16 protein-coding genes and 1 tRNA gene are annotated in these 20,720 nt (G+C 65.2%); 16 read left to right on the top strand and 1 reads right to left on the bottom strand.

Going from position 1 to position 20,720, the window contains the following annotated elements; genetic code table 11:
- Positions 1 to 145 precede the first annotated feature (145 nt).
- From OS124_RS0121095 to OS124_RS0121050, 10 genes are all read left to right on the top strand, one after another.
- Entirely contained in the window at positions 146 to 1,117 is a 972-nt protein-coding gene (locus OS124_RS0121095; RefSeq protein WP_010141977.1) for a zinc transporter ZntB, read from the top strand.
- A gap of 104 nt (positions 1,118 to 1,221) precedes the next feature.
- Positions 1,222 to 2,277, top strand: a complete 1,056-nt coding sequence (locus tag OS124_RS0121090) for a GSCFA domain-containing protein (RefSeq protein ID WP_010141976.1) — start codon at positions 1,222 to 1,224, stop codon at positions 2,275 to 2,277.
- Positions 2,261 to 3,016 (top strand): hypothetical protein, encoded by a 756-nt coding sequence (locus OS124_RS0121085; RefSeq protein WP_010141975.1) that lies wholly within the window; start codon positions 2,261 to 2,263, stop codon positions 3,014 to 3,016. Before OS124_RS0121090 ends, OS124_RS0121085 begins: the two co-directional genes overlap by 17 nt.
- A 187-nt stretch (positions 3,017 to 3,203) precedes the next feature.
- Positions 3,204 to 3,279: transfer RNA gene (locus tag OS124_RS0121080), tRNA-Trp, on the top strand.
- Positions 3,280 to 3,444: 165 nt separating this feature from the next.
- Complete coding sequence (gene secE, locus OS124_RS0121075) at positions 3,445 to 3,636, top strand: preprotein translocase subunit SecE (protein ID WP_010141974.1); 192 nt, start codon at positions 3,445 to 3,447, stop codon at positions 3,634 to 3,636.
- A gap of 216 nt (positions 3,637 to 3,852) precedes the next feature.
- Positions 3,853 to 4,386, top strand: a complete 534-nt coding sequence (nusG, locus tag OS124_RS0121070; protein WP_010141972.1) for a transcription termination/antitermination protein NusG — start codon at positions 3,853 to 3,855, stop codon at positions 4,384 to 4,386.
- A gap of 177 nt (positions 4,387 to 4,563) precedes the next feature.
- Positions 4,564 to 4,989, top strand: a complete 426-nt coding sequence (rplK, locus tag OS124_RS0121065) for a 50S ribosomal protein L11 (RefSeq protein ID WP_010141971.1) — start codon at positions 4,564 to 4,566, stop codon at positions 4,987 to 4,989.
- A 1-nt stretch (position 4,990) separates the two neighbouring features.
- Complete coding sequence (gene rplA / locus OS124_RS0121060; protein ID WP_010141970.1) at positions 4,991 to 5,689, top strand: 50S ribosomal protein L1; 699 nt, start codon at positions 4,991 to 4,993, stop codon at positions 5,687 to 5,689.
- 370 nt (positions 5,690 to 6,059) lie between these two features.
- Positions 6,060 to 6,725 carry a hypothetical protein gene (locus OS124_RS0121055; RefSeq protein ID WP_010141969.1) on the top strand — a complete coding sequence of 222 codons (666 nt, stop codon included), beginning with the start codon at positions 6,060 to 6,062 and terminating at the stop codon, positions 6,723 to 6,725.
- 2 nt (positions 6,726 to 6,727) lie between these two features.
- Positions 6,728 to 6,988: a hypothetical protein gene (locus tag OS124_RS0121050; protein ID WP_010141968.1), complete on the top strand. Its 261-nt coding sequence runs from the start codon at positions 6,728 to 6,730 to the stop codon at positions 6,986 to 6,988.
- A gap of 76 nt (positions 6,989 to 7,064) precedes the next feature.
- On the opposite strand, the gene OS124_RS27105 is transcribed toward OS124_RS0121050, so the two are convergent.
- The gene (locus tag OS124_RS27105) at positions 7,065 to 7,826 is read right to left on the bottom strand and encodes a YkgJ family cysteine cluster protein (RefSeq protein ID WP_010141967.1); all 762 of its coding nucleotides are present in this window, start codon (positions 7,824 to 7,826) and stop codon (positions 7,065 to 7,067) included.
- Between the two features lie 390 nt (positions 7,827 to 8,216).
- Between OS124_RS27105 and rplJ the strand changes: the two genes are divergently transcribed.
- The 6 genes from rplJ to OS124_RS0121015 all read left to right on the top strand — a co-directional run bounded on the left by rplJ (position 8,217) and on the right by OS124_RS0121015 (position 20,134).
- Positions 8,217 to 8,735, top strand: a complete 519-nt coding sequence (gene rplJ / locus OS124_RS0121040) for a 50S ribosomal protein L10 (protein WP_010141966.1) — start codon at positions 8,217 to 8,219, stop codon at positions 8,733 to 8,735.
- 72 nt (positions 8,736 to 8,807) lie between these two features.
- Complete coding sequence (rplL, locus tag OS124_RS0121035) at positions 8,808 to 9,188, top strand: 50S ribosomal protein L7/L12 (protein WP_010141965.1); 381 nt, start codon at positions 8,808 to 8,810, stop codon at positions 9,186 to 9,188.
- 599 nt (positions 9,189 to 9,787) lie between these two features.
- Positions 9,788 to 13,924, top strand: a complete 4,137-nt coding sequence (rpoB, locus tag OS124_RS0121030; protein ID WP_010141964.1) for a DNA-directed RNA polymerase subunit beta — start codon at positions 9,788 to 9,790, stop codon at positions 13,922 to 13,924.
- A gap of 112 nt (positions 13,925 to 14,036) precedes the next feature.
- Complete coding sequence (rpoC, locus tag OS124_RS0121025) at positions 14,037 to 18,260, top strand: DNA-directed RNA polymerase subunit beta' (protein WP_010141962.1); 4,224 nt, start codon at positions 14,037 to 14,039, stop codon at positions 18,258 to 18,260.
- A 135-nt stretch (positions 18,261 to 18,395) separates the two neighbouring features.
- Positions 18,396 to 19,301 carry an EamA family transporter gene (locus OS124_RS0121020; protein WP_010141961.1) on the top strand — a complete coding sequence of 302 codons (906 nt, stop codon included), beginning with the start codon at positions 18,396 to 18,398 and terminating at the stop codon, positions 19,299 to 19,301.
- Complete coding sequence (locus OS124_RS0121015; protein WP_010141960.1) at positions 19,298 to 20,134, top strand: glycosyltransferase; 837 nt, start codon at positions 19,298 to 19,300, stop codon at positions 20,132 to 20,134. The genes OS124_RS0121020 and OS124_RS0121015 overlap by 4 nt, the downstream gene beginning before the upstream one ends.
- Positions 20,135 to 20,720 lie beyond the last annotated feature (586 nt).

Raw genomic sequence — 20,720 nt, 5'->3', positions numbered from 1 at the left:
TTCCAGGTGCCGGTGCCCGCAGCAGGCGTAGGGTGGGAGACATCCCACCTTGCGACGGCAGCAGATTGAAGCGGCGGCTCCCAGGGGCCGCCGTTTTCCGTTTGGCCCCTCTGGACCTTTGTCGCGGCCGGGCTATCCTCCGGCCATGACCGCACCTGTCCATTTCGCCTATGCCCTCTCCGGCCCGCTGCGCGGCCAGCGCCTCCAGGGGCAGGCCATCCCCGATTCGCTCCGCGAGGAGACCCTGGCCTGGGCGCATCTGGATGCGGCCCACTCGGGCACCCGCGACTGGGTGGCCGGGCGGCTGTCCTATCTCGACGAGACGGTGATCGAGGCGCTGACCCAGCCCGAGACCCGGCCCCGCGCGACGCCGGTCGGCGACGGGCTGCTGCTGAACTTCCGTGCCCTGAACCTGAACCCGAATCGCGACCGCGAGGACATGATCGGCGTGCGTATCTGGGCCGATGGCCAGCGCATCATCACCCTGTCGCGCCAGCGTGTCGCCGTGCTGGACGAGATCGCCCGCGAGATCGAGCACGGCGACGGCCCCTCGACGGCGGGCGAGTTCATCTCGCGGCTGGCCGACGGGCTGACCGACATGCTGCAACCCTTTGTCACCGAACTGGACGGCGAGGTCGACGCGATGGAGCCCCGGGTGATCCAGGATCCTGACCCCGGACTGCGCCGCCGCATCGTCGCCCTGCGCCTGTCGGTGGTCGAGCTGCGCCGTCACCTGCCGCCGCAGCGCGAGGCGATGATGCGGCTGGCGCGGCTGGAGCATCCCCTGCTGCACCCGCGCGACCTGCGCGAGATCCAGGAGGCCGCCGAGCGTCTGATCCGCATGGCCGAGAACGTGGACGAGCTGCGCGACAACCTCGGCGTCCTGCGCGACGAGCTGACCGGTGCCGTCAGCGAGCGGCTGAACCGGCACATGTACACCCTGTCGATTCTCTCGGCGGTCTTCCTGCCGCTGACGTTCTTCACCGGGCTCTTCGGCATCAATGTCGGCGGAATCCCCGGGGCGGACGGTCCCTATGCCTTCTGGGTCTTCTCCGGTGTGATGGGGCTGATCTTCCTCGGGCAGGGCTGGGTGCTGCGGCGATTGCACTGGATGTAGCGGCCCGCTGGCGCATTTCCCCGCGAATACCGCCGAATGGTCCGCGCATCGCCGCAATTCCGGGATTCTCTGTTACCATCGCCCGGCCAGCAGGAGCCCGTGCCATGTCGCATCCCTACACGTCCCTTCCCCCCCGCGCCTTCTGGAGGACCGGGGTGGCCGAGCTGAACCCCCTGCAGATCTCGGGCCTCTGGCAGCCGAAGCTGGCGGTGACGCCGGGACAGCCGATCATCACCGCCGGCTCGTGCTTCGCCCAGCACATCGGGCGGGCCCTGGCAGCGCGGGGCTACCAGTGGTTCGACGCCGAACCGGCGCCCGCCTGGCTGTTCGAGGATGCGGGAGAGTTCAACTACGGCATCTTCTCGTTCCGTACCGGGAACATCTACACGGCCCGCGCCCTGCTGCAGTGGCTGCGCATGGCCTATGGCGAGATGGAGCTGCCCGAGGATTGGTGGCACGCCGAGGGCCGGGTCTACGACCCCCTGCGCCCGGCCATTGAGCCGCGCGGCTTCGAGAGCGTCGAAGAGGCCCGCGCCTCGCGCGGCGCGACCCTCGTGGCGATCCGCCGCGCGGTCGAGACGGCGGGGATCTTCGTCTTTACCCTCGGGTTGACCGAAAGCTGGGCCGACGCCGCGACCGGGCTTGAATACGCGCTCTGCCCCGGAACCCTGGCCGGGCAATTCGACCCCGATCGCCATGTCTTCCGCAACCACCGCCATGCGGCCATCCTTGCCGACATGGAGGCCGTTCTGGCCCTGCTGGCGGCGAAGGCCCCCGATCTGAAGGTCCTGCTGACGGTCAGCCCGGTGCCGCTGACCGCGACGGCCACGGGCGAACATGTCCTGACCGCCACCAGCCGCTCGAAGTCGGTGCTGCGCGCCGTGGCGGCCGAGCTGGTCGAGGATCACGCCCATGTCGACTACTTCCCCAGCTACGAGATCATCACCCATCCCGTCTTCCGGGGCATGTTCTACGCCCCGAACCAGCGCCAGGTGGTGCCCGAGGGCGTCGAGGTGGTGATGCGGCACTTCTTCGCCGACCAGGAGGCCGCCTTCGGGCCGCCCAAATTTCCGAAGGCCCGGAAAGGGCAGGGCGGGCGGGCCCGCGCCTCGGCCGAGGTGAAATGCGAGGAGGAGATGCTGAATGCCTTCGCCCGCTGAACAACAGCCCATGGCGGCGCCGCTGCCCTCGCTCTGCATCTTCGGGGACAGCCATATCGCCTCGGTCAGGCAGGCCCTGGATGCGGGGCTGCTGCCCTATGTGAGCGATCACCTCGAGTTCTGGGGTGCCTATGGTCCGGCCTTCCGGCAGTTCGAGTACCAGGACAATACGGTCCTGCCCCGCAAGGACGCTGAAGAGATGGTGGCGATGATCAACGGCCATGGCCGCCTCGCTTTGCGCGGAGATGCCTTCTCGGCCTACCTGTTCTACGGCGCCAGGCTGCGGATTGCGGACTTCCTGCCGCCTATGCTGGCGACCCTGCGCCAGGGCGGGCACCTCTCGGCGGCGGTGCGTCAGCGGGTGGTTCGGCGTTTCCTGGAAGGGCGCAAGAGCTACCGCATCGCGCAGCAGTTCGCCCGTGCCAATCCCGGCGTCTCGGTCACCTTTGCCCCGGCGCCACTGCTGACCCTGGGGGTCGGCGTTCCCGAAAAGACCTGGCCCGAGGCCGAAGGCGCGACGGCGGATGAGCGCGCCGAGGCGCTGGGGTGGCTGGATGCCGAGGCGGGACTGGATGGAATCACCCTGTTGCACCAGCCGGAAGAGACCATCGTGCAGGGCTGCTGGACCGACCCGCACTTCGCCGCAACCGGCCCCGGCAGCGAGGACGATCCGGTGCATAAGAGCCCCGCATTCGCCGCCCTCATGCTGTCGCGCTACCGGGCCCTGCTGGCCGGTTAGGGCGCGCCGCCTGTGCTTTGGCTGCTGCCCCGTTGGAACGGGCCGGATAGGGCGGGCCGCCCGGTGTCGACGACCGCCCTGAGCCTTGCCGCAGCGAAAACCCCGGGGCCTGCCGCGTTTTTCCCCGATGCCGTCAGATCGCCCCTTGATCCCCTCGGCGGCCTGCATTAGACGACAGCGACGGACTAGGGGTATAGCTCAGCTGGTAGAGCGACGGTCTCCAAAACCGTAGGTCGCGGGTTCGAACCCTGCTGCCCCTGCCAAGTCCGACATTCCCACCAGATATGCCCCCCGCCACCCCGGCAGATCGCGCCTGCGGGCGCTGCGCGCCTTTGCACCTTGAACAGCGGGCCGCTTTTCCGTATCTGCACCGGATGACGCCCGGCGCATCGCGCGGGGCCCACGTTTCGACCGCTGAGGAGCCCGCAATGGCCAACCCGCTGCAATTCATCCAGCAGACCCGTGCCGAGATCGGCAAGGTCGCATGGCCCACGCGCCGCGAAGTGCTGCTGACCACGGTGATGGTCTTTGTCATGGCGGCGATCACCTCGGTGTTCTTCGCCCTGGTCGACCTGCTGATCCGCTCGGGGCTGACCGGCCTGCTGAGCTTCTTCGGCTGAACATCTGCGCAGGCAGCGGGGCGGAACGTCCCGGCAGGCTTGCGCTTTTCGGCGTCACGCTGTAACCCACGGCCCATTCCCAGGTCTGGCGCGCGGCGATTCGAGTCTCGCGCCGATTTTCTATTCGGAAGGGCCAACTGCCGGACAGCCGGTGCGGCCCGGGGAAAATGAATGAATTTCGGCCCCTGGGGCCGGCGATGGAAGGGTCGTTGCGACATGGCAAAGCGGTGGTACTCGGTCTCGGTCCTCTCGAACTTCGAGAAGAAGATCGCCGAGCAGATCCGGCAGAGCGTCGAGGAAAAGGGGCTTGAGGACCAGATCGACGAGGTTCTCGTTCCGACCGAAGAGGTGATCGAGGTGCGCCGCGGCAAGAAGGTCTCGACCGAGCGCCGTTTCATGCCCGGCTACGTGCTGGTGCACATGGAGATGTCCGACGAGGGCTATCACCTGGTCAACTCGATCAACCGGGTCACCGGCTTCCTTGGCCCTCAGGGCCGTCCGATGCCGATGCGCGATGCCGAGGTGAACCAGATCCTGAACCGCGTCCAGGAGGGCGAGGAAGCCCCGCGGACCCTGATCTCCTTCGAGATCGGCGAGCGGGTGAAGGTCAACGACGGGCCGTTCGAAGATTTCGACGGCATGATCGAAGAGGTCGACGAGGACAATCAGCGCCTCAAGGTCTCGGTTTCGATCTTCGGCCGGGAGACCCCGGTCGAGCTGGAATTCACGCAGGTCACCAAGCAAGGCTGACCTGCGCGACGGCGGGGTGACCCGCCTGCGGGGTAACACCCGTTCATACGTGGGAGGCGAGGCGGTCGCGGCCGTCGGACCTGACCACGCGCAACGGACCCGGAGGGCGCGCCCCGAGGGTCAGGCGTAGGGTGGATGCAATCCACCACTCCTGCGCGATGAACAAGGAGAAGGCCAATGGCCAAGAAACTCGTCGGCAGCCTCAAGCTGCAAGTCAAGGCCGGGCAGGCAAACCCGTCCCCGCCCGTCGGCCCCGCACTGGGTCAGCGCGGCATCAACATCATGGAATTCTGCAAGGCGTTCAACGCCAAGACGCAGGACATGGAGCCGGGTGCGCCCTGCCCGACCGTGATCACCTACTACCAGGACAAGTCCTTCACGATGGAAATCAAGACGCCCCCCGCGTCTTATTACCTGAAGAAGGCCGCCAAGCTGTCCTCCGGTTCGCAGACCCCCGGCAAGGCCGTGGCCGGTCACGTGACCGTCGCCCAGGTGAAAGAGATCGCCGAAGCGAAGATGCGGGATCTGAACGCCAACGACATCGAAGGCGCCATGCAGATCATCCTGGGCTCCGCCCGCTCCATGGGCATCGAGGTGAAGTAAGATGGCAAAGTTCGGTAAACGTACCCGCGCCGCTCGCGAAGCCTTCGCCGGCAAGGAAGACATCACTGTCGAGGAAGCCGTTGCCCTGATCAAGGCCAACGCCAGCGCCAAGTTCGACGAAACCGTCGAGATCGCGATGAACCTGGGCGTCGATCCGCGTCACGCCGACCAGATGGTCCGTGGCGTCGTCGGTCTGCCGAACGGCACCGGCAAGGACGTTCGCGTCGCCGTTTTCGCCCGTGGCGCCAAGGCTGACGAAGCCAAGGCCGCCGGTGCGGACATCGTCGGCGCCGAAGACCTGATGGAAACCATCCAGGGCGGCACCATCGAGTTCGACCGCTGCATCGCGACCCCGGACATGATGCCCGTCGTCGGCCGTCTGGGCAAGATCCTGGGCCCGCGCAACCTGATGCCGAACCCCAAGGTCGGCACCGTGACCATGGACGTGAAAGCGGCCGTGGAAGCTGCCAAGGGCGGCGAAGTGCAGTTCAAGGCCGAGAAGGCCGGTGTGGTGCACGCAGGCGTCGGCAAGGCCTCCTTCGAGGATGCCAAGCTGGTCGAGAACATCCGTGCCTTCGTCGACGCGGTCTCCAAGGCCAAGCCGGCCGGTGCCAAGGGCGCCTACATGAAGAAGGTCTCGCTGTCCTCCTCCATGGGCCCGGGCGTCTCGGTCTCGATCGAGAGCGCAACTGGAAACTGAATCACTTCCGATTGACTAAACCTGAGGGCGGCTCCGCATGGAGTCGCCCTTTTCTTATGCAAGTGCAGAAAATTTCAAGCTGCCATGCGGCATAACTTTGCCGAGCCGGGGCCGAAAGCGATGCCAATCTGTCATAGTTTCAAGGCTTCGGAGGCGTATTGTTAAGAATTTGGTTGCCTGCATCCGGCTCACAGGATTCACTCTAAGGCAACGATGGACGAAGGCATCGGTTTCGGCACCATTCATTTGAAGGACTCATCAGCCAATGTGGAATGATTTGAAAAAATTCGGCCTCGTTGCTGCGGCCAGCGCCACGGTGCTCGGAGCTTTCGCTTCGGGGAGCCTCGCCAAGGACAGCGCGAATGTCACAATGTTCGGAGCGGACTCCGCGTTCATCCTGCCGCATGGCGGGGTCTTCGCGGCCGGAACGCTGTCGGACCCGCGTGGTGGTATCGCGGGCAACGACATGGACGGCGACCTGTCGTTCGGGGCGGGCTTCGGCAACCCCATCGACGCGATCGGCTTCGAGGTCGACCTGAACATCACCGGCACCGATCCGCTGTTTGACTCGGGCAACCTGACACTGAAGGCCGCCCGTGCGCTTCTGGTCTCGGACAACAACGTGATCTTCGGGTCCGCGGCGGTATCGAACGTTGCGCCCTGGGGAGATGCGAAACTGGGTGACACGACCTGGAACGTGACCGTCTCCGGCCTGACCCAGTTCGAAGGTCCCTCGCTGGTGCATCCGGTGATGTGGACGGTCGGCTATGGCTCTGACGCCGTGCTCAGCACCCCGGGCAGCTCCTTGACCGAGGAAGGCCTCTTTGCCGGCGTCGGCGTCGGCCTGACCAAATACGTCGGTCTGTCCGTCTCGGGCACCGAGAACCAGCTGAACGCCGGCCTCGGCTTCAAGGTGCCAGGTCTCGATGGCGTGAGCATCACCTATGGTGTCAACGACATCACCGACAACATGGAACGCAAGCAGCAGATGCTGACCATCAGCTACAGCAAGCTGAACGTCTTCGGAGGATTCTGATCATGAACACCACGATGAAGGCCGCGGCTACGGCCGTCCTGACTTTCGCCCTCGCGGCGCCCGCCCTTGCCGGCGGCAATCCGCAACCCAATGCGACCGGCGGCTCGGCGGGTTCCAAGGCGGCGTCCAGCAGTGTCGCAAGCGCAGCGGCGTCCGCTGGCAGCAATGTCCCCGGTACCGTTAGCCTCGGAGCGGGTATCGTCGCCATCTACAGTGGTTCCAGCTCTGTCACGCTTGTCGGTGGCGCAGACCCCGCCTCCTGATCGCGACGCATCGCTCAGGTGAGATGAGAAATGGCAGGCGCCGGTCCGCAAGGGCCGGCGTTTTGCCTTTCGGGCCTCAGGACGGCGAATTGCCGATGTCGGCGCAGCTGTGCTCCAGCTCGGATGTCGGGTGGCGCGCGGCCTTCAGGGCGGTGGCGAGGTCTGCGCCCTCGACCGTCACGCGGGTCAGCTCCTCCAGCCCGTAGGTCGTGACCAGGGCGGTGCCCTTCATCACGTCCCGCGACAGGGCGAGGATCGACAGGTAATCAAGATGGTTGCCCAGCATCCCCGAGCCGTCGGCGTCGCCGCCCTCGGCGTTTTCCATGCAGGCTTCGACCGAGACCGACAGGAAAGAGCGGCAGACCGTGGGGCGGTCGTCGTAGATCCGGCACATGCGTGTGTCGGGATCCAGCGCGGCGCAGGCATGGGTGTTCCAGGCCCGTCCATCGGGCTGCCCGGCGAGTGGCGAGAGCGCGGCATGAACCCGGCGTGCCTCGGCTTCGGTGATCAGCCCGCCATCGCCTTCCAGCAGGATGCAGCAGAAGGCGCAGCCCGAGGTGCAGGCGGCATTGCGCAGCTCGTCGGGCTGGCTGGCGCGGATCTGCTCTCCGGTCATCGCGGCCAGCTTGCGCGCCGCCTCGCCCGAGGCCAGTTCGGCGCGCACCGTGGTGAAGCTCTGGCCCTGGCTCTCGGCGGTGGTCAGCCAGGCATCGAGGATCCGGCGGCCCCGCTCTTCCAGCCCTCTGGGCATGCCGCGCGCCCGTGCCCGTCCAAGCCGGGCCCGCAGACCGGAGATGTCGGTGGGGCGACCCGAGCGGCCGGGTTTGATCTTGCTCATCTGGCTGTCTGTCCCTGTCAGGATCTGGCTTTGGTCAGGCGTGAAGGCCCCGAGTATAGAGGCCCCGGACCCGAGGTCCAGCAGCCTCGCGGTGCCCCTTGGCGGCGCGCGCATTTTACCCTTCACATCCCGGCGCAAAACGCCTAGAAGCCGCCCCAGTCAGGGCAGCCGGGATTCGGTCGCCCCGACGATTCGTCCGAGACGGTGGGTGAGGGGGATATGCCTCTCATAATTCCTGCCCGAGACGGGAAAGAACCAGATTTCTTCGGGCCCCGCGCAAGCGGCTCCCCGGGGTGACCTTGGACGGACCCGTTGCGGACCCGCTTGCCGGGACGTAAGTGCCGGCAGAACTGAGCCGGAGGGTCACACCTCCCTGATTGGAGTGAAACTGTGGATAGAGCCCAGAAAGAGAAAGTGGTCGAGGAACTCGGCCAGATCTTCGAAAGCTCTGGCGTTGTGGTGGTTGCCCACTACACCGGTCTCACGGTTGCTGAGATGCAGTCGCTGCGCGCAAAGGCCCGTCAGGTCGATGCCAGCGTCCGCGTCGCCAAGAACAGGCTCGCCAAGATCGCCCTGGAAGGCAAGCCCTGCGCAAGCATGGCCGAATTCCTGTCGGGCATGACCGTTCTGACCTATTCCGCGGACCCCGTCGCAGCAGCGAAGGTGGCCGAGGACTTCGCCAAGGAGAACAAGAAGTTCGAAATCCTTGGCGGTGCAATGGGTGAGACGGCCCTGGACCGTGCCGGTGTCGAAGCCGTGTCGAAAATGCCGTCCCGCGAGGAGCTCATCGCTTCCATCGTCGGCTGCATTGGCGCACCCGCTTCCAACATCGCCGGTGCAATTGGCGCGCCTGCTTCCAACATCGCCTCCATCCTCACCACGATCGAAGAGCGTGGCGAGGCGGCGTAAGCAACATGAGAACCGGCGTAGGGTCGCAAGCCCGCACGTTGGAACACATCTAGAGATACGGAAAGAAGTCAAATGGCTGATCTGAAGAAACTGGCAGAAGAGATCGTGGGTCTGACCCTGCTCGAAGCACAAGAACTGAAAACCATCCTGAAGGATGAGTACGGCATCGAGCCCGCAGCTGGCGGCGCAGTGATGGTTGCCGGCCCCGCAGGCGGCGACGCCGGCGCAGCCGAAGAAGAGAAGACCGAGTTCGACGTTATCCTGAAGTCGGCCGGCGCTTCCAAGATCAACGTGATCAAGGAAGTCCGCGGCATCACCGGCCTGGGCCTGAAAGAAGCCAAGGAACTGGTCGAAGCTGGCGGCAAGGCTGTCAAAGAAGGCGTGTCCAAGGACGAAGCCGAAGAGATCAAGGGCAAGCTGGAAGCAGCTGGCGCCGAGGTCGAAGTCAAGTAATTGGCTTTCGGTCCGCGCTTGCGGATCGGTACAGGAGCGGGCGTCCCCTCGGGGCGCCCGTTTCCTTTTGGGCGCGTCCTGCTGCGGAGCAGGGCGGCGTGTCAGTTAAATTTTCATGCTTTTCAGGGCGGGCCATTGCGTCACGGCGCAAGTTGTCCTATCTGCAAGGTTCCGCTGGGCCCGTGCGATTCGGGCCTGGCCGTTGTTGCATTCCCGAGAGGTGTTCCCGACCCCATCCCGTAAGTCTTTCCCAGGAAGCGGCCGGAGTGGAGCGGGGTGTCCCCTCTCAGTCACCGGAGCCGACCGGGCCGGGATGCGTCAGGACCGTCAAGCGAGAAGCGCAGGGGTGCACCGGAGGGTGCGCGGACCGGAACTAGGTGGCTGGGTGCGGTGTCTCCGCGTCCGGCTTCAGCTGTCTGGAAGCTCATCTTGGCAAGGGCTTTGCGAAGCCCTTCCCAAGGCGAGGTTCGCAGGATCGGGAGGCCACCATTGGGCAGGTGGCCAGGCATTGATCCGAACCCCCTGTTTCGAAAGGGCGTGGCACCGGGAGGCCCCGACGGTGCCTGCGTCCGAATGAGAAACGAAAGGTGACGTCCGTCATGGCTCAGACCTATCTTGGTCAGAAACGTCTTCGCAAATACTACGGCAAGATTCGCGAAGTCCTGGAGATGCCGAACCTCATCGAGGTTCAGAAAAGCTCCTACGAACTGTTCCTGAAATCCGGTGACCAACCCGATCCCGCCGATGGCGAAGGCATCAAGGGCGTCTTCCAGTCGGTCTTCCCGATCAAGGATTTCAACGAGACCGCGGTGCTCGAGTTCGTCAAGTACGAGCTGGAGAAGCCGAAGTACGACGTCGAAGAGTGCATGCAGCGCGACATGACCTACAGCGCGCCGCTGAAGGTCACCCTGCGCCTGATCGTCTTCGATATCGACGAGGACACCGGGGCCAAGTCGGTCAAGGACATCAAGGAACAGGACGTCTTCATGGGCGACATGCCCCTGATGACCCCGAACGGCACCTTCATCGTCAACGGCACCGAGCGTGTCATCGTGTCCCAGATGCACCGCTCGCCCGGCGTCTTCTTCGACCACGACAAGGGCAAGACCCACAGCTCGGGCAAGCTGCTGTTCGCCTGCCGCATCATTCCCTACCGTGGCTCCTGGCTGGACTTCGAGTTCGACGCCAAGGACATCGTGTTCGCCCGGATCGACCGTCGCCGCAAGCTGCCGGTGACCACCCTGCTCTATGCCCTCGGCCTGGATCAGGAAGCGATCATGGACGCCTACTACAACACGGTGGATTACACCTACCGTCGTGGCCAGGGCTGGGTGACCAAGTTCTTCCCCGAGCGTGTGCGCGGCACCCGTCCGACCTACGACCTGGTCGACGCGGATTCCGGCGAGATCATCGCCGAAGCCGGCAAGAAGGTCACGCCCCGCGCCGTGAAGAAGCTGATCGACGAAGGCACCGTGTCCAGCCTGCTGGTGCCCTTCGACCGCATCGTCGGCAAGTACGTGGCCCGCGACCTCATCAACGAGGACAACGGCGCCATCTACGTGGAAGCCGGTGACGAGCTGACCGTCGAATACGACAAGGACGGCGAGATGATCGGCGGCACCCTGAAGGAGCTGCTGGACGCCGGGTTCACCGAGATCCCCGTGCTGGACATCGACAACATCAACGTCGGTCCCTACATGCGCAACACCATGGCGGCGGACAAGAACATGGGCCGCGACACCGCGCTCATGGACATCTACCGCGTCATGCGCCCGGGTGAGCCGCCGACCGTCGACGCCGCCTCGGCCCTGTTCGACACCCTGTTCTTCGACAGCGAGCGCTACGACCTCTCGGCCGTGGGTCGCGTGAAGATGAACATGCGTCTGGCACTGGAAAAGCCCGACACCCAGCGGACCCTGGACCGTGACGACATCGTCAAGTGCATCAAGGCCCTCGTGGACCTGCGCGACGGCCGTGGCGACATCGATGACATCGACCACCTCGGCAACCGTCGTGTGCGGTCCGTCGGCGAGCTGATGGAAAACCAGTACCGCGTCGGCCTGCTCCGCATGGAGCGCGCGATCAAGGAACGCATGTCCAGCGTCGAGATCGACACGGTGATGCCGCAGGACCTGATCAACGCCAAGCCGGCCGCGGCTGCCGTGCGCGAGTTCTTCGGCTCGTCGCAGCTGTCGCAGTTCATGGACCAGACCAACCCGCTGTCCGAAGTGACGCACAAGCGTCGTCTCTCGGCGCTTGGACCGGGCGGTCTGACCCGCGAACGTGCCGGCTTCGAAGTGCGCGACGTTCACGCCACGCACTATGGCCGGATGTGCCCCATCGAAACGCCGGAAGGTCCGAACATCGGCCTGATCAACTCGCTGGCCACCTATGCCCGCGTGAACAAGTACGGCTTCATCGAGACCCCCTACCGCACCGTGCGCGACAAGCAGGTCACCGACGAGGTGCACTACATGTCCGCAACGGAAGAGCAGCGTCACGTGGTGGCCCAGGCCAACGCATCGCTGGACGAAGAGGGCCGTTTCACCAACGAGATGGTCAACACCCGTCAGGCCGGTGAATACACGCTGACCCCGACCGAGAATGTCGACCTGATCGACGTCTCGCCGAAGCAGCTGGTCTCGGTCGGTGCCTCGCTGATCCCCTACCTGGAAAACGACGACGCCAACCGCGCCCTGATGGGGGCGAACATGCAGCGTCAGGCGGTTCCGCTGCTGCGTGCCGAGGCCCCCGTGGTCGGCACCGGGATCGAGGGCAAGGTTGCCATCGACTCCGGCGCGGCCATCCAGGCCAAGCGGGCCGGCATCATCGACCAGGTCGATGCGCAGCGTATCGTGATCCGGGCCACCGAGGATCTGGAGCTGGGCGACGCGGGCGTCGACATCTACCGGATGCGCAAGTTCCAGCGCTCGAACCAGAACACCGCCATCAACCAGCGTCCGCTGGTCAAGGTGGGTGACAAGGTTGCCAAGGGCGAAGTGATCGCCGACGGCCCGTCCACCGACATGGGGGAACTGGCGCTCGGCAAGAACATCGTCGTCGCCTTCATGCCCTGGAACGGCTACAACTACGAGGACTCGATCCTGATCTCCGAGCGCATCGCGCGTGACGACGTCTTCACCTCGATCCACATCGAGGAATTCGAAGTCGCCGCCCGTGACACCAAGCTCGGGCCGGAAGAGATCACCCGTGATATCCCCAACGTCGGCGAGGAAGCCCTGCGCAACCTCGACGAGGCGGGTATCGTCTACATCGGTGCCGATGTGGAACCGGGCGACATCCTGGTCGGCAAGATCACTCCGAAGGGCGAAAGCCCGATGACCCCGGAAGAGAAGCTGCTGCGCGCCATCTTCGGCGAGAAGGCTTCCGACGTGCGCGACACCTCGCTGCGCGTGAAGCCGGGCGATTACGGGACCGTCGTGGAAGTCCGCGTCTTCAACCGTCACGGCGTCGAGAAGGACGAACGTGCGCTGCAGATCGAGCGTGAGGAAGTCGAACGCCTGTCGCGGGACCGCGACGACGAACTGGCGATCCTCGACCGCAACATCTACGCGCGTCTCAAGGACATGATCCTCGGCAAGACCGCGGTGAAGGGTCCGAAGGGCGTCAAGGCCGGCTCCGAGATCACCGAGGACCTGCTGTCGCAGCTCTCGCGTGGTCAGTGGTGGCAGCTGGCGCTGGAAGACGACAAGGAAGCCCAGATCGTCGAGGCCCTGAACGAGCAGTACGAGGTGCAGAAGCGCGCCCTGGATGCCCGTTTCGAGGACAAGGTCGAGAAGGTGCGCCGTGGCGACGACCTGCCGCCGGGGGTCATGAAGATGGTCAAGGTCTTCATCGCGGTGAAGCGCAAGCTGCAGCCGGGCGACAAGATGGCCGGCCGTCACGGCAACAAGGGTGTTGTCTCGCGCGTGGTGCCGATGGAAGACATGCCGTTCCTGGCAGACGGTACCCCCGTCGACTTCTGTCTGAACCCGCTCGGCGTGCCGTCGCGGATGAACGTCGGTCAGATCCTTGAAACCCACACCGGCTGGGCCTGCCGTGCCCTCGGCCTGAAGGTGGACGAGGCGCTGCAGGAATACCGCCGCAGCGGTGACTTGACCCCGGTGCGCGAGGCGATGCGCCTGGCCTATGGCGACGATGTCTACGAAGAAGGCATCGAAGGCATGGACGAGGCGCAGCTGGTCGAAGCCGCAGGCAACGTGACCGGCGGTGTGCCGATCGCGACCCCGGTCTTCGACGGTGCCAAGGAAGCCGACATCAACGAGCGCCTGCAGCGCGCGGGCTTCGACGAGAGCGGCCAGTCCGTGCTCTTCGACGGCCGCACCGGCGAGCAGTTCTCGCGCAAGGTGACCGTTGGCTTCAAGTACCTGCTGAAGCTGCACCACCTGGTCGACGACAAGATCCACGCCCGTTCCACCGGCCCGTACTCGCTGGTCACCCAGCAGCCGCTCGGTGGTAAGGCGCAGTTCGGCGGTCAGCGTTTCGGGGAGATGGAGGTCTGGGCCCTGGAAGCCTATGGCGCCGCCTACACCCTGCAGGAAATGCTGACGGTGAAGTCGGACGACGTGGCCGGCCGGACCAAGGTCTACGAAAGCATCGTCAAGGGCGAGGACAACTACGAAGCGGGCGTTCCCGAGAGCTTCAACGTTCTGGTGAAAGAAGTCCGCGGCCTCGGCCTGAACATGGAACTCCTGGATGCGGAGGACGAGGAATAAGCGGATCCGCATGGTGGATTTCATCCACCCTACGCCAGCTGCGTAGGGTGGGTTTCAACCCACCATCCTCCGCCGCTCTTCTCTCCAATGCTCCCTCTATGAGGAAAAAGACATGAACCAGGAACTGACGAACAATCCGTTCAACCCGCTCACGCCGCCGAAGGCCTTCGACGAGATCAAGGTCTCGCTGGCCTCGCCGGAGCGGATCCTTTCGTGGTCCTACGGCGAGATCAAGAAGCCGGAAACCATCAACTACCGGACCTACAAGCCCGAGCGCGACGGCCTGTTCTGTGCCCGTATCTTCGGGCCGATCAAGGACTACGAGTGCCTCTGCGGCAAGTACAAGCGGATGAAGTATCGCGGCGTCGTCTGCGAGAAGTGCGGCGTGGAAGTCACGCTGCAGAAGGTCCGCCGCGAGCGCATGGGCCACATCGAGCTGGCCGCGCCGGTCGCGCATATCTGGTTCCTCAAGTCGCTGCCCTCGCGCATCGGCCTGATGCTGGACATGACCCTGCGTGACCTGGAACGCGTGCTCTACTTCGAGAACTACGTCGTCATCGAGCCCGGTCTGACCGACCTGCAGTATGGCCAGATGATGACCGAAGAAGAGTACATGGACGCCCAGGATACCTACGGCATGGACGCCTTCACGGCGAACATCGGTGCCGAGGCCATCCGCGACATGCTGGCCCAGATCGACCTGGAATCCGAAGCCGAGACCCTGCGCGCCGATCTGGCCGAGGCCACCGGCGAGCTGAAGCCCAAGAAGATCATCAAGCGCCTGAAGGTCGTGGAGTCCTTCCTCGAGTCGGGCAACCGTCCCGAGTGGATGATCATGACCGTGATCCCGGTCATTCCGCCGGAACTGCGCCCGCTGGTGCCGCTGGATGGTGGCCGCTTCGCGACCTCCGACCTGAACGACCTCTACCGCCGCGTGATCAACCGGAACAACCGTCTGAAACGTCTGATCGACCTGCGTGCGCCCGACATCATCGTGCGTAACGAGAAGCGTATGCTGCAGGAATCCGTCGACGCCCTGTTCGACAACGGCCGTCGTGGCCGCGTCATCACCGGTGCCAACAAGCGCCCGCTGAAGTCGCTGTCGGACATGCTGAAGGGCAAGCACGGCCGCTTCCGTCAGAACCTTCTGGGCAAGCGCGTCGACTTCTCCGGCCGTTCGGTCATCGTGACCGGCCCGGAACTGAAGCTGCACCAGTGTGGCCTGCCGAAGAAGATGGCGCTCGAACTGTTCAAGCCCTTCATCTACTCGCGCCTCGAGGCCAAGGGTCTGTCGAGCACCGTGAAGCAGGCGAAGAAGCTGGTCGAGAAAGAACGCCCCGAGGTCTGGGACATCCTCGACGAGGTCATCCGCGAGCACCCGGTTCTGCTGAACCGTGCGCCCACGCTGCACCGTCTGGGCATCCAGGCCTTCGAACCCACGCTGATCGAAGGCAAGGCGATCCAGCTGCACCCGCTCGTCTGCTCGGCGTTCAACGCCGACTTCGACGGTGACCAGATGGCCGTCCACGTGCCGCTCTCGCTGGAAGCCCAGCTGGAAGCGCGCGTGCTGATGATGTCGACGAACAACGTCCTGTCGCCCGCCAACGGCGCACCGATCATCGTTCCGTCGCAGGACATGATCCTTGGCCTCTACTACACCACGATTGCCCGCGAGGGCATGAAGGGCGAAGGCATGGTCTTCTCGTCCATCGACGAGGTCCAGTACGCGCTGGACACCGGCGAGGTGCATCTGCACGCCAAGATCACGGCGCGCATCATGCAGATCGACGAGGAAGGCAACGAGGTCTACAAGCGCTTCGAAACGACCCCCGGCCGGGTGCGCCTCGGCGCGCTGCTGCCCGCCAACGCCAAGGCGCCGTTCGAGCTGGTCAACCAGCTGCTGCGGAAGAAGGACGTGCAGCGGGTCATCGACACCGTCTACCGCTACTGCGGTCAGAAGGAATCGGTCATCTTCTGTGACCAGATCATGTCGATGGGCTTCAAGGAGGCCTTCAAGGCAGGCATCTCGTTCGGCAAGGCCGACATGGTGATCCCCGACAACAAGTGGGAGATCGTCGACGAGACGCGCGAGCAGGTGAAGGACTTCGAACAGCAGTACATGGACGGCCTGATCACCCAGGGCGAAAAGTACAACAAGGTCGTGGACGCCTGGTCGAAGTGCAACGACAAGGTCACCGAGGCCATGATGTCGACCATCTCGGCCGTGAAGCGCGACGAGAACGGTGCCGAGGGCGAGATCAACTCGGTCTACATGATGGCCCACTCCGGTGCGCGTGGCTCGGTCACCCAGATGAAACAGCTGGGCGGGATGCGCGGCCTGATGGCGAAGCCGAACGGCGACATCATCGAGACCCCGATCATCTCGAACTTCAAGGAAGGCCTGACCGTGCTCGAGTACTTCAACTCGACCCACGGCGCCCGTAAGGGTCTGTCGGATACCGCCCTGAAGACGGCGAACTCGGGTTACCTGACCCGTCGTCTGGTCGACGTGGCCCAGGACTGCATCGTGCGCGAGCCCGATTGCGGCACCGACCGCGCGATCACCGTCGGCAACGCGGTCAACGACGGCGAGATCGTCGCCACCATCGGCGAGCGCATCCTGGGCCGTGTGGCTGCGGATGACGTGCTGCGCCCCGGCACCGACGAGATCCTCGTCAAGCAGGGCCAGCTGATCGACGAACGCATGGCCGACACCATCGAGGAAGCGAACGTGCAGTCGATGCGCATCCGCTCTCCGCTGACCTGCGAGGCCGATGACGGCGTCTGCGCGGCCTGCTACGGCCGTGACCTGGCGCGCGGTACGAAGGTCAACATCGGCGAAGCGGTCGGCATCATCGCTGCCCAGTCGATCGGTGAACCGGGTACCCAGCTGACGATGCGGACCTTCCACATCGGCGGCGTTGCCCAGGGTGGCCAGCAGTCCTTCCTCGAGGCCTCTGCGGATGGCGTCGTGGCCTTCGAGCACACGCAGGTTCTGGATAACGCCAACGGCGAGACCCTCGTCATGGGCCGGAACATGAAGCTGCGCATCCTCGACGAGCACGGCGAGGAACGCTCCAGCCACAAGCTGGGCTACGGCACCAAGCTGTTCGTCAAGGAAGGCCAGCAGGTCGCCCGCGGCGACAAGCTGTTCGAGTGGGACCCCTACACCCTGCCGATCATCGCCGAGAAGGCCGGTAAGGCCCGTCTGACCGACCTGATCACGGGTATCTCCGTGCGGGACGAGACCGACGATGCCACCGGCATGACCCAGAAGATCGTGACCGACTGGCGTACCGCGCCGAAAGGCAACGAGCTGAAGCCCGAGATCTTCGTCGTCGACGAGGATGGCGAGCCGGTCCGCAACGAAGCGGGCAACCCGGTCAGCTACCCGATGTCCGTCGACGCGATCCTCTCGGTCGAAGACGGTCAGGAGGTCAAGGCAGGTGACGTCGTCGCCCGTATCCCGCGCGAAGGTGCGAAGACGAAGGACATCACCGGCGGTCTGCCGCGTGTGGCCGAACTCTTCGAGGCGCGTCGTCCGAAGGACCACGCCATCATCGCCGAGATCGACGGCTACGTCCGCTTCGGTCGCGACTACAAGAACAAGCGCCGCATCACCATCGAGCCGGCGGATGAAAGCCTGGAGCCCGTGGAATACATGGTGCCCAAGGGCAAGCACATCCCCGTCACGGAAGGCGACTTCGTTCAGAAGGGCGACTACATCATGGACGGCAACCCGGCGCCGCATGACATCCTTGCCATCATGGGTGTCGAAGCGCTGGCGAACTACATGATCGACGAGGTGCAGGACGTCTATCGACTGCAGGGCGTGAAGATCAACGACAAGCACGTCGAGGTCATCGTTCGCCAGATGCTGCAGAAGTGGGAGATCCTGGACTCCGGCCAGACCACCCTGCTGAAGGGCGAACATGTCGACAAGGTCGAGTTCGACGAGGCCAATGCGAAAGCCGAAGCCAAGGGCCTGCGCCCCGCTTCGGGCCAGCCGATCCTTCTCGGGATCACCAAGGCCTCGCTGCAGACCCGTTCGTTCATCTCGGCAGCCTCCTTCCAGGAGACCACCCGCGTGCTTACCGAGGCTTCGGTCCAGGGCAAGCGCGACAAGCTGGTCGGCCTGAAGGAGAACGTGATCGTGGGTCGCCTGATCCCGGCCGGGACGGGTGGCGCGACGCAGCGCGTGCGCAGCATCGCCGGGTCCCGCGACAACGTCGTGCTGGAAGCCCGCCGCGAAGAGGCCGAACAGGCCGCGGCCCTGGCCGCGCCCGTGGTCGAAGCGGACGCCGATCTGGTCGAGACGCCGGAAGGCGATCTCTGATCACGACGGCTTCGGCCGTCCCTGGACAGACCTGGCGAAGGCCCCCCTTGTGGGGGCCTTTTGCATGCCGTGCCGGCCGAGATTGCTTTTCGCGCCGCCCCGGGCCATTGGAGGACAAACGATCCGGGGATTCCGATGACCGACAACTTCAAGGCCGCGCTGCTGATGATGGGCTCGCTGGCGCTGCTCTCGTTCAACGACACGGCGATCAAGCTGGTCGCGGCGACGATCCCGCTGGCCCAGGTGATCGTGCTGCGCAATGCCGTCACCTCGACCGCGCTGGCCTTCGTGCTGGCCCGTACCCGGGGCGCCTTCAAGATCGCCCGGCGGGACTGGACCCTGATCTTCCTGCGCGGCGTCGGCGAGGCGGGGGCGGCCTATTTCTACCTCGAGGCGCTGGTCCACATGCCCTTCGCCAACCTCGTGGCGATCCTGCAGTCGGCGCCCTTCGTGGTCACCCTGGCCGCCGCGCTCTTCCTTGGCGAAAGCGTCGGCTGGCGGCGGATCTCGGCGATCCTCGTCGGTTTCGTCGGCGTGCTGCTGATCCTGCGGCCAGGCACCGACGGCTTCGACATCTATTCGATCTACGTCCTGATCTCGGTGCTGTTCATCACGCTGAGGGATCTGACCACCCGGCGTCTGTCGCCCGAGGTCTCGTCCATGTCGGTCACCTTCATCACCTCGACCATGGTCATGCTGACCTACATGGTGATCGGCCTCGGCACACCCTGGGTGCCGATGCCCGGCTGGACGATCTGGCTGACCCTGGCGGCAGCGGCGCTGGTGCTGACCTCCTATGTCTCGATCATCCGGGCGATGCGGATCGGAGAGATCTCCTTCGTCTCGCCCTTCCGCTATACCTCGCTGCTCTTCGCGCTGGTCCTCGGACTGGTGGTCTTCGGAGAGTGGCCCGAGCCGCTGACCCTGGTCGGCGCCGCGATCGTCGTGGCTTCGGGGCTGTTCATGCTCTACCGTGAGCACAAGCTGGGCGTGACGCCCGACACGCCCGAGGAACTGCCGGAGGTCTCGACGCGACCATGAGCCATATCCAGATGCTGGGCCTGTGCCGCTTCTCCTACCCGACGGGCGGCGACGGGTTCGAGGGGGCAGGGGGGGGCCTCGCGGCGAATGTCGCGCGGCTTTATGACCCGGCCCGGCTGGCGCGGCGTTTCTGGTTCTTCGAGGAGATCTGCCTGCCGACCCTCGCGGCGCAGAGCGACCCTGACTTCACCCTGCTGTTGCTGCACGGAGAGGCCCTGCCGGAGCCCTGGCTGTCGCGTCTGCAGCGCGCCATCGCGCCGCTGCCGCAGATCCGCGCCCTGGCCCTGCCCGAGGGGCGTCCCCATGCCGAGACCTGCCGCGAGGCGATGCGCGCCGCCCGGGATCCCGAGGCCCGCGTGGTCGGTGAGTTCACCCTGGATGATGATGACGGCCTCGCGCCGGACTTCATCGCCGAGGCGCGGGCCCAGTTCGCGCCCCTCCGGCCGCTGTGGAAGCTGCGCAAGCGCGCGGCTCTGGATTTCAACGGAGGCATGGTGGTGCAGGCCGGGGCAGGGGGGATCGCGTTGACGCCGGTGCAGGCGGACTTCTGGGCGCCGGGGCTGGTGGTCTTCTTCGCGCCGCGCTCGACCCGCTCGATCCAGGACTACAACCACCGCAGGCTGTGGTCGCGGATGCCCGCGCTGACCCTGCCCGAGCCAGTGATGTTCCTGCGGGGCAGCCATGACAGCAACGACAGCCGGCTGGAGCGCCGCCTGCCGGGCCTTCAACGTGGTGGCGCAGAGGCGGAAAGCCCGGACGCACTGCTGCAGTCCCGCTTCGGCCTCGACGCCGCGGCGCTGCGCCGAAGCTGGGCCACCCTGATCGGAAGCTGACCCCGCGCCGGGGGCGCCGGGCACTTTGTCCATCCGGGGGGGGAATACTCCCGAGGGGGCAGCCGTCCGGCCGAGGGAGCAGGGCCCCCTCCCGAAAGCCCAGCTCAGCAAGGCCGCGGGCCCCCGAAGCGCAGGCTCTGACGCTTCACCCAATGTTGACAACCCCCCCGACTCCCCCTATACGCGCCAGCAATCAGGCGAGGGGGCCGCCCCTTTGCCTTCCAGATTAACGTGGTCAAGATCCGGGAGAGATCCCCGATCCTCTGGAAAACCCACCGCGTCGATCCCCGTGTACGTGGGGTCGGATGCGGTTTTTTACGTTGCGCGCACATCGCCCCTGACCAGGGCCGAGCGCCCGACGAGAGGCCGGGGCCGATCCCCGGGAAAGCATTTCCGCCTCGGCGGAAAAAGATCACCCGGTCCCGGCGGACGCGTCGAGGATCACGTAAACAACCGCATGGGGCACGGTCCTTCATGCAACACATGTGTTAGAGATGGGAAAATAACCCTATGCCTACGATCCAGCAGCTGATCCGCAAGCCGCGGCAGCCGAAAGTGAACGCGTCGAAGTCCAGCACCTGGAACA

Origin of the sequence: Oceanicola sp. S124 (assembly GCF_000220565.1) — a bacterium.
Taxonomy (GTDB): Bacteria; Pseudomonadota; Alphaproteobacteria; order Rhodobacterales; family Rhodobacteraceae; genus Pseudooceanicola.
Note: the sequence above shows the minus strand (reverse complement) of the source record. Positions and strands in the feature narration are given on the sequence as shown.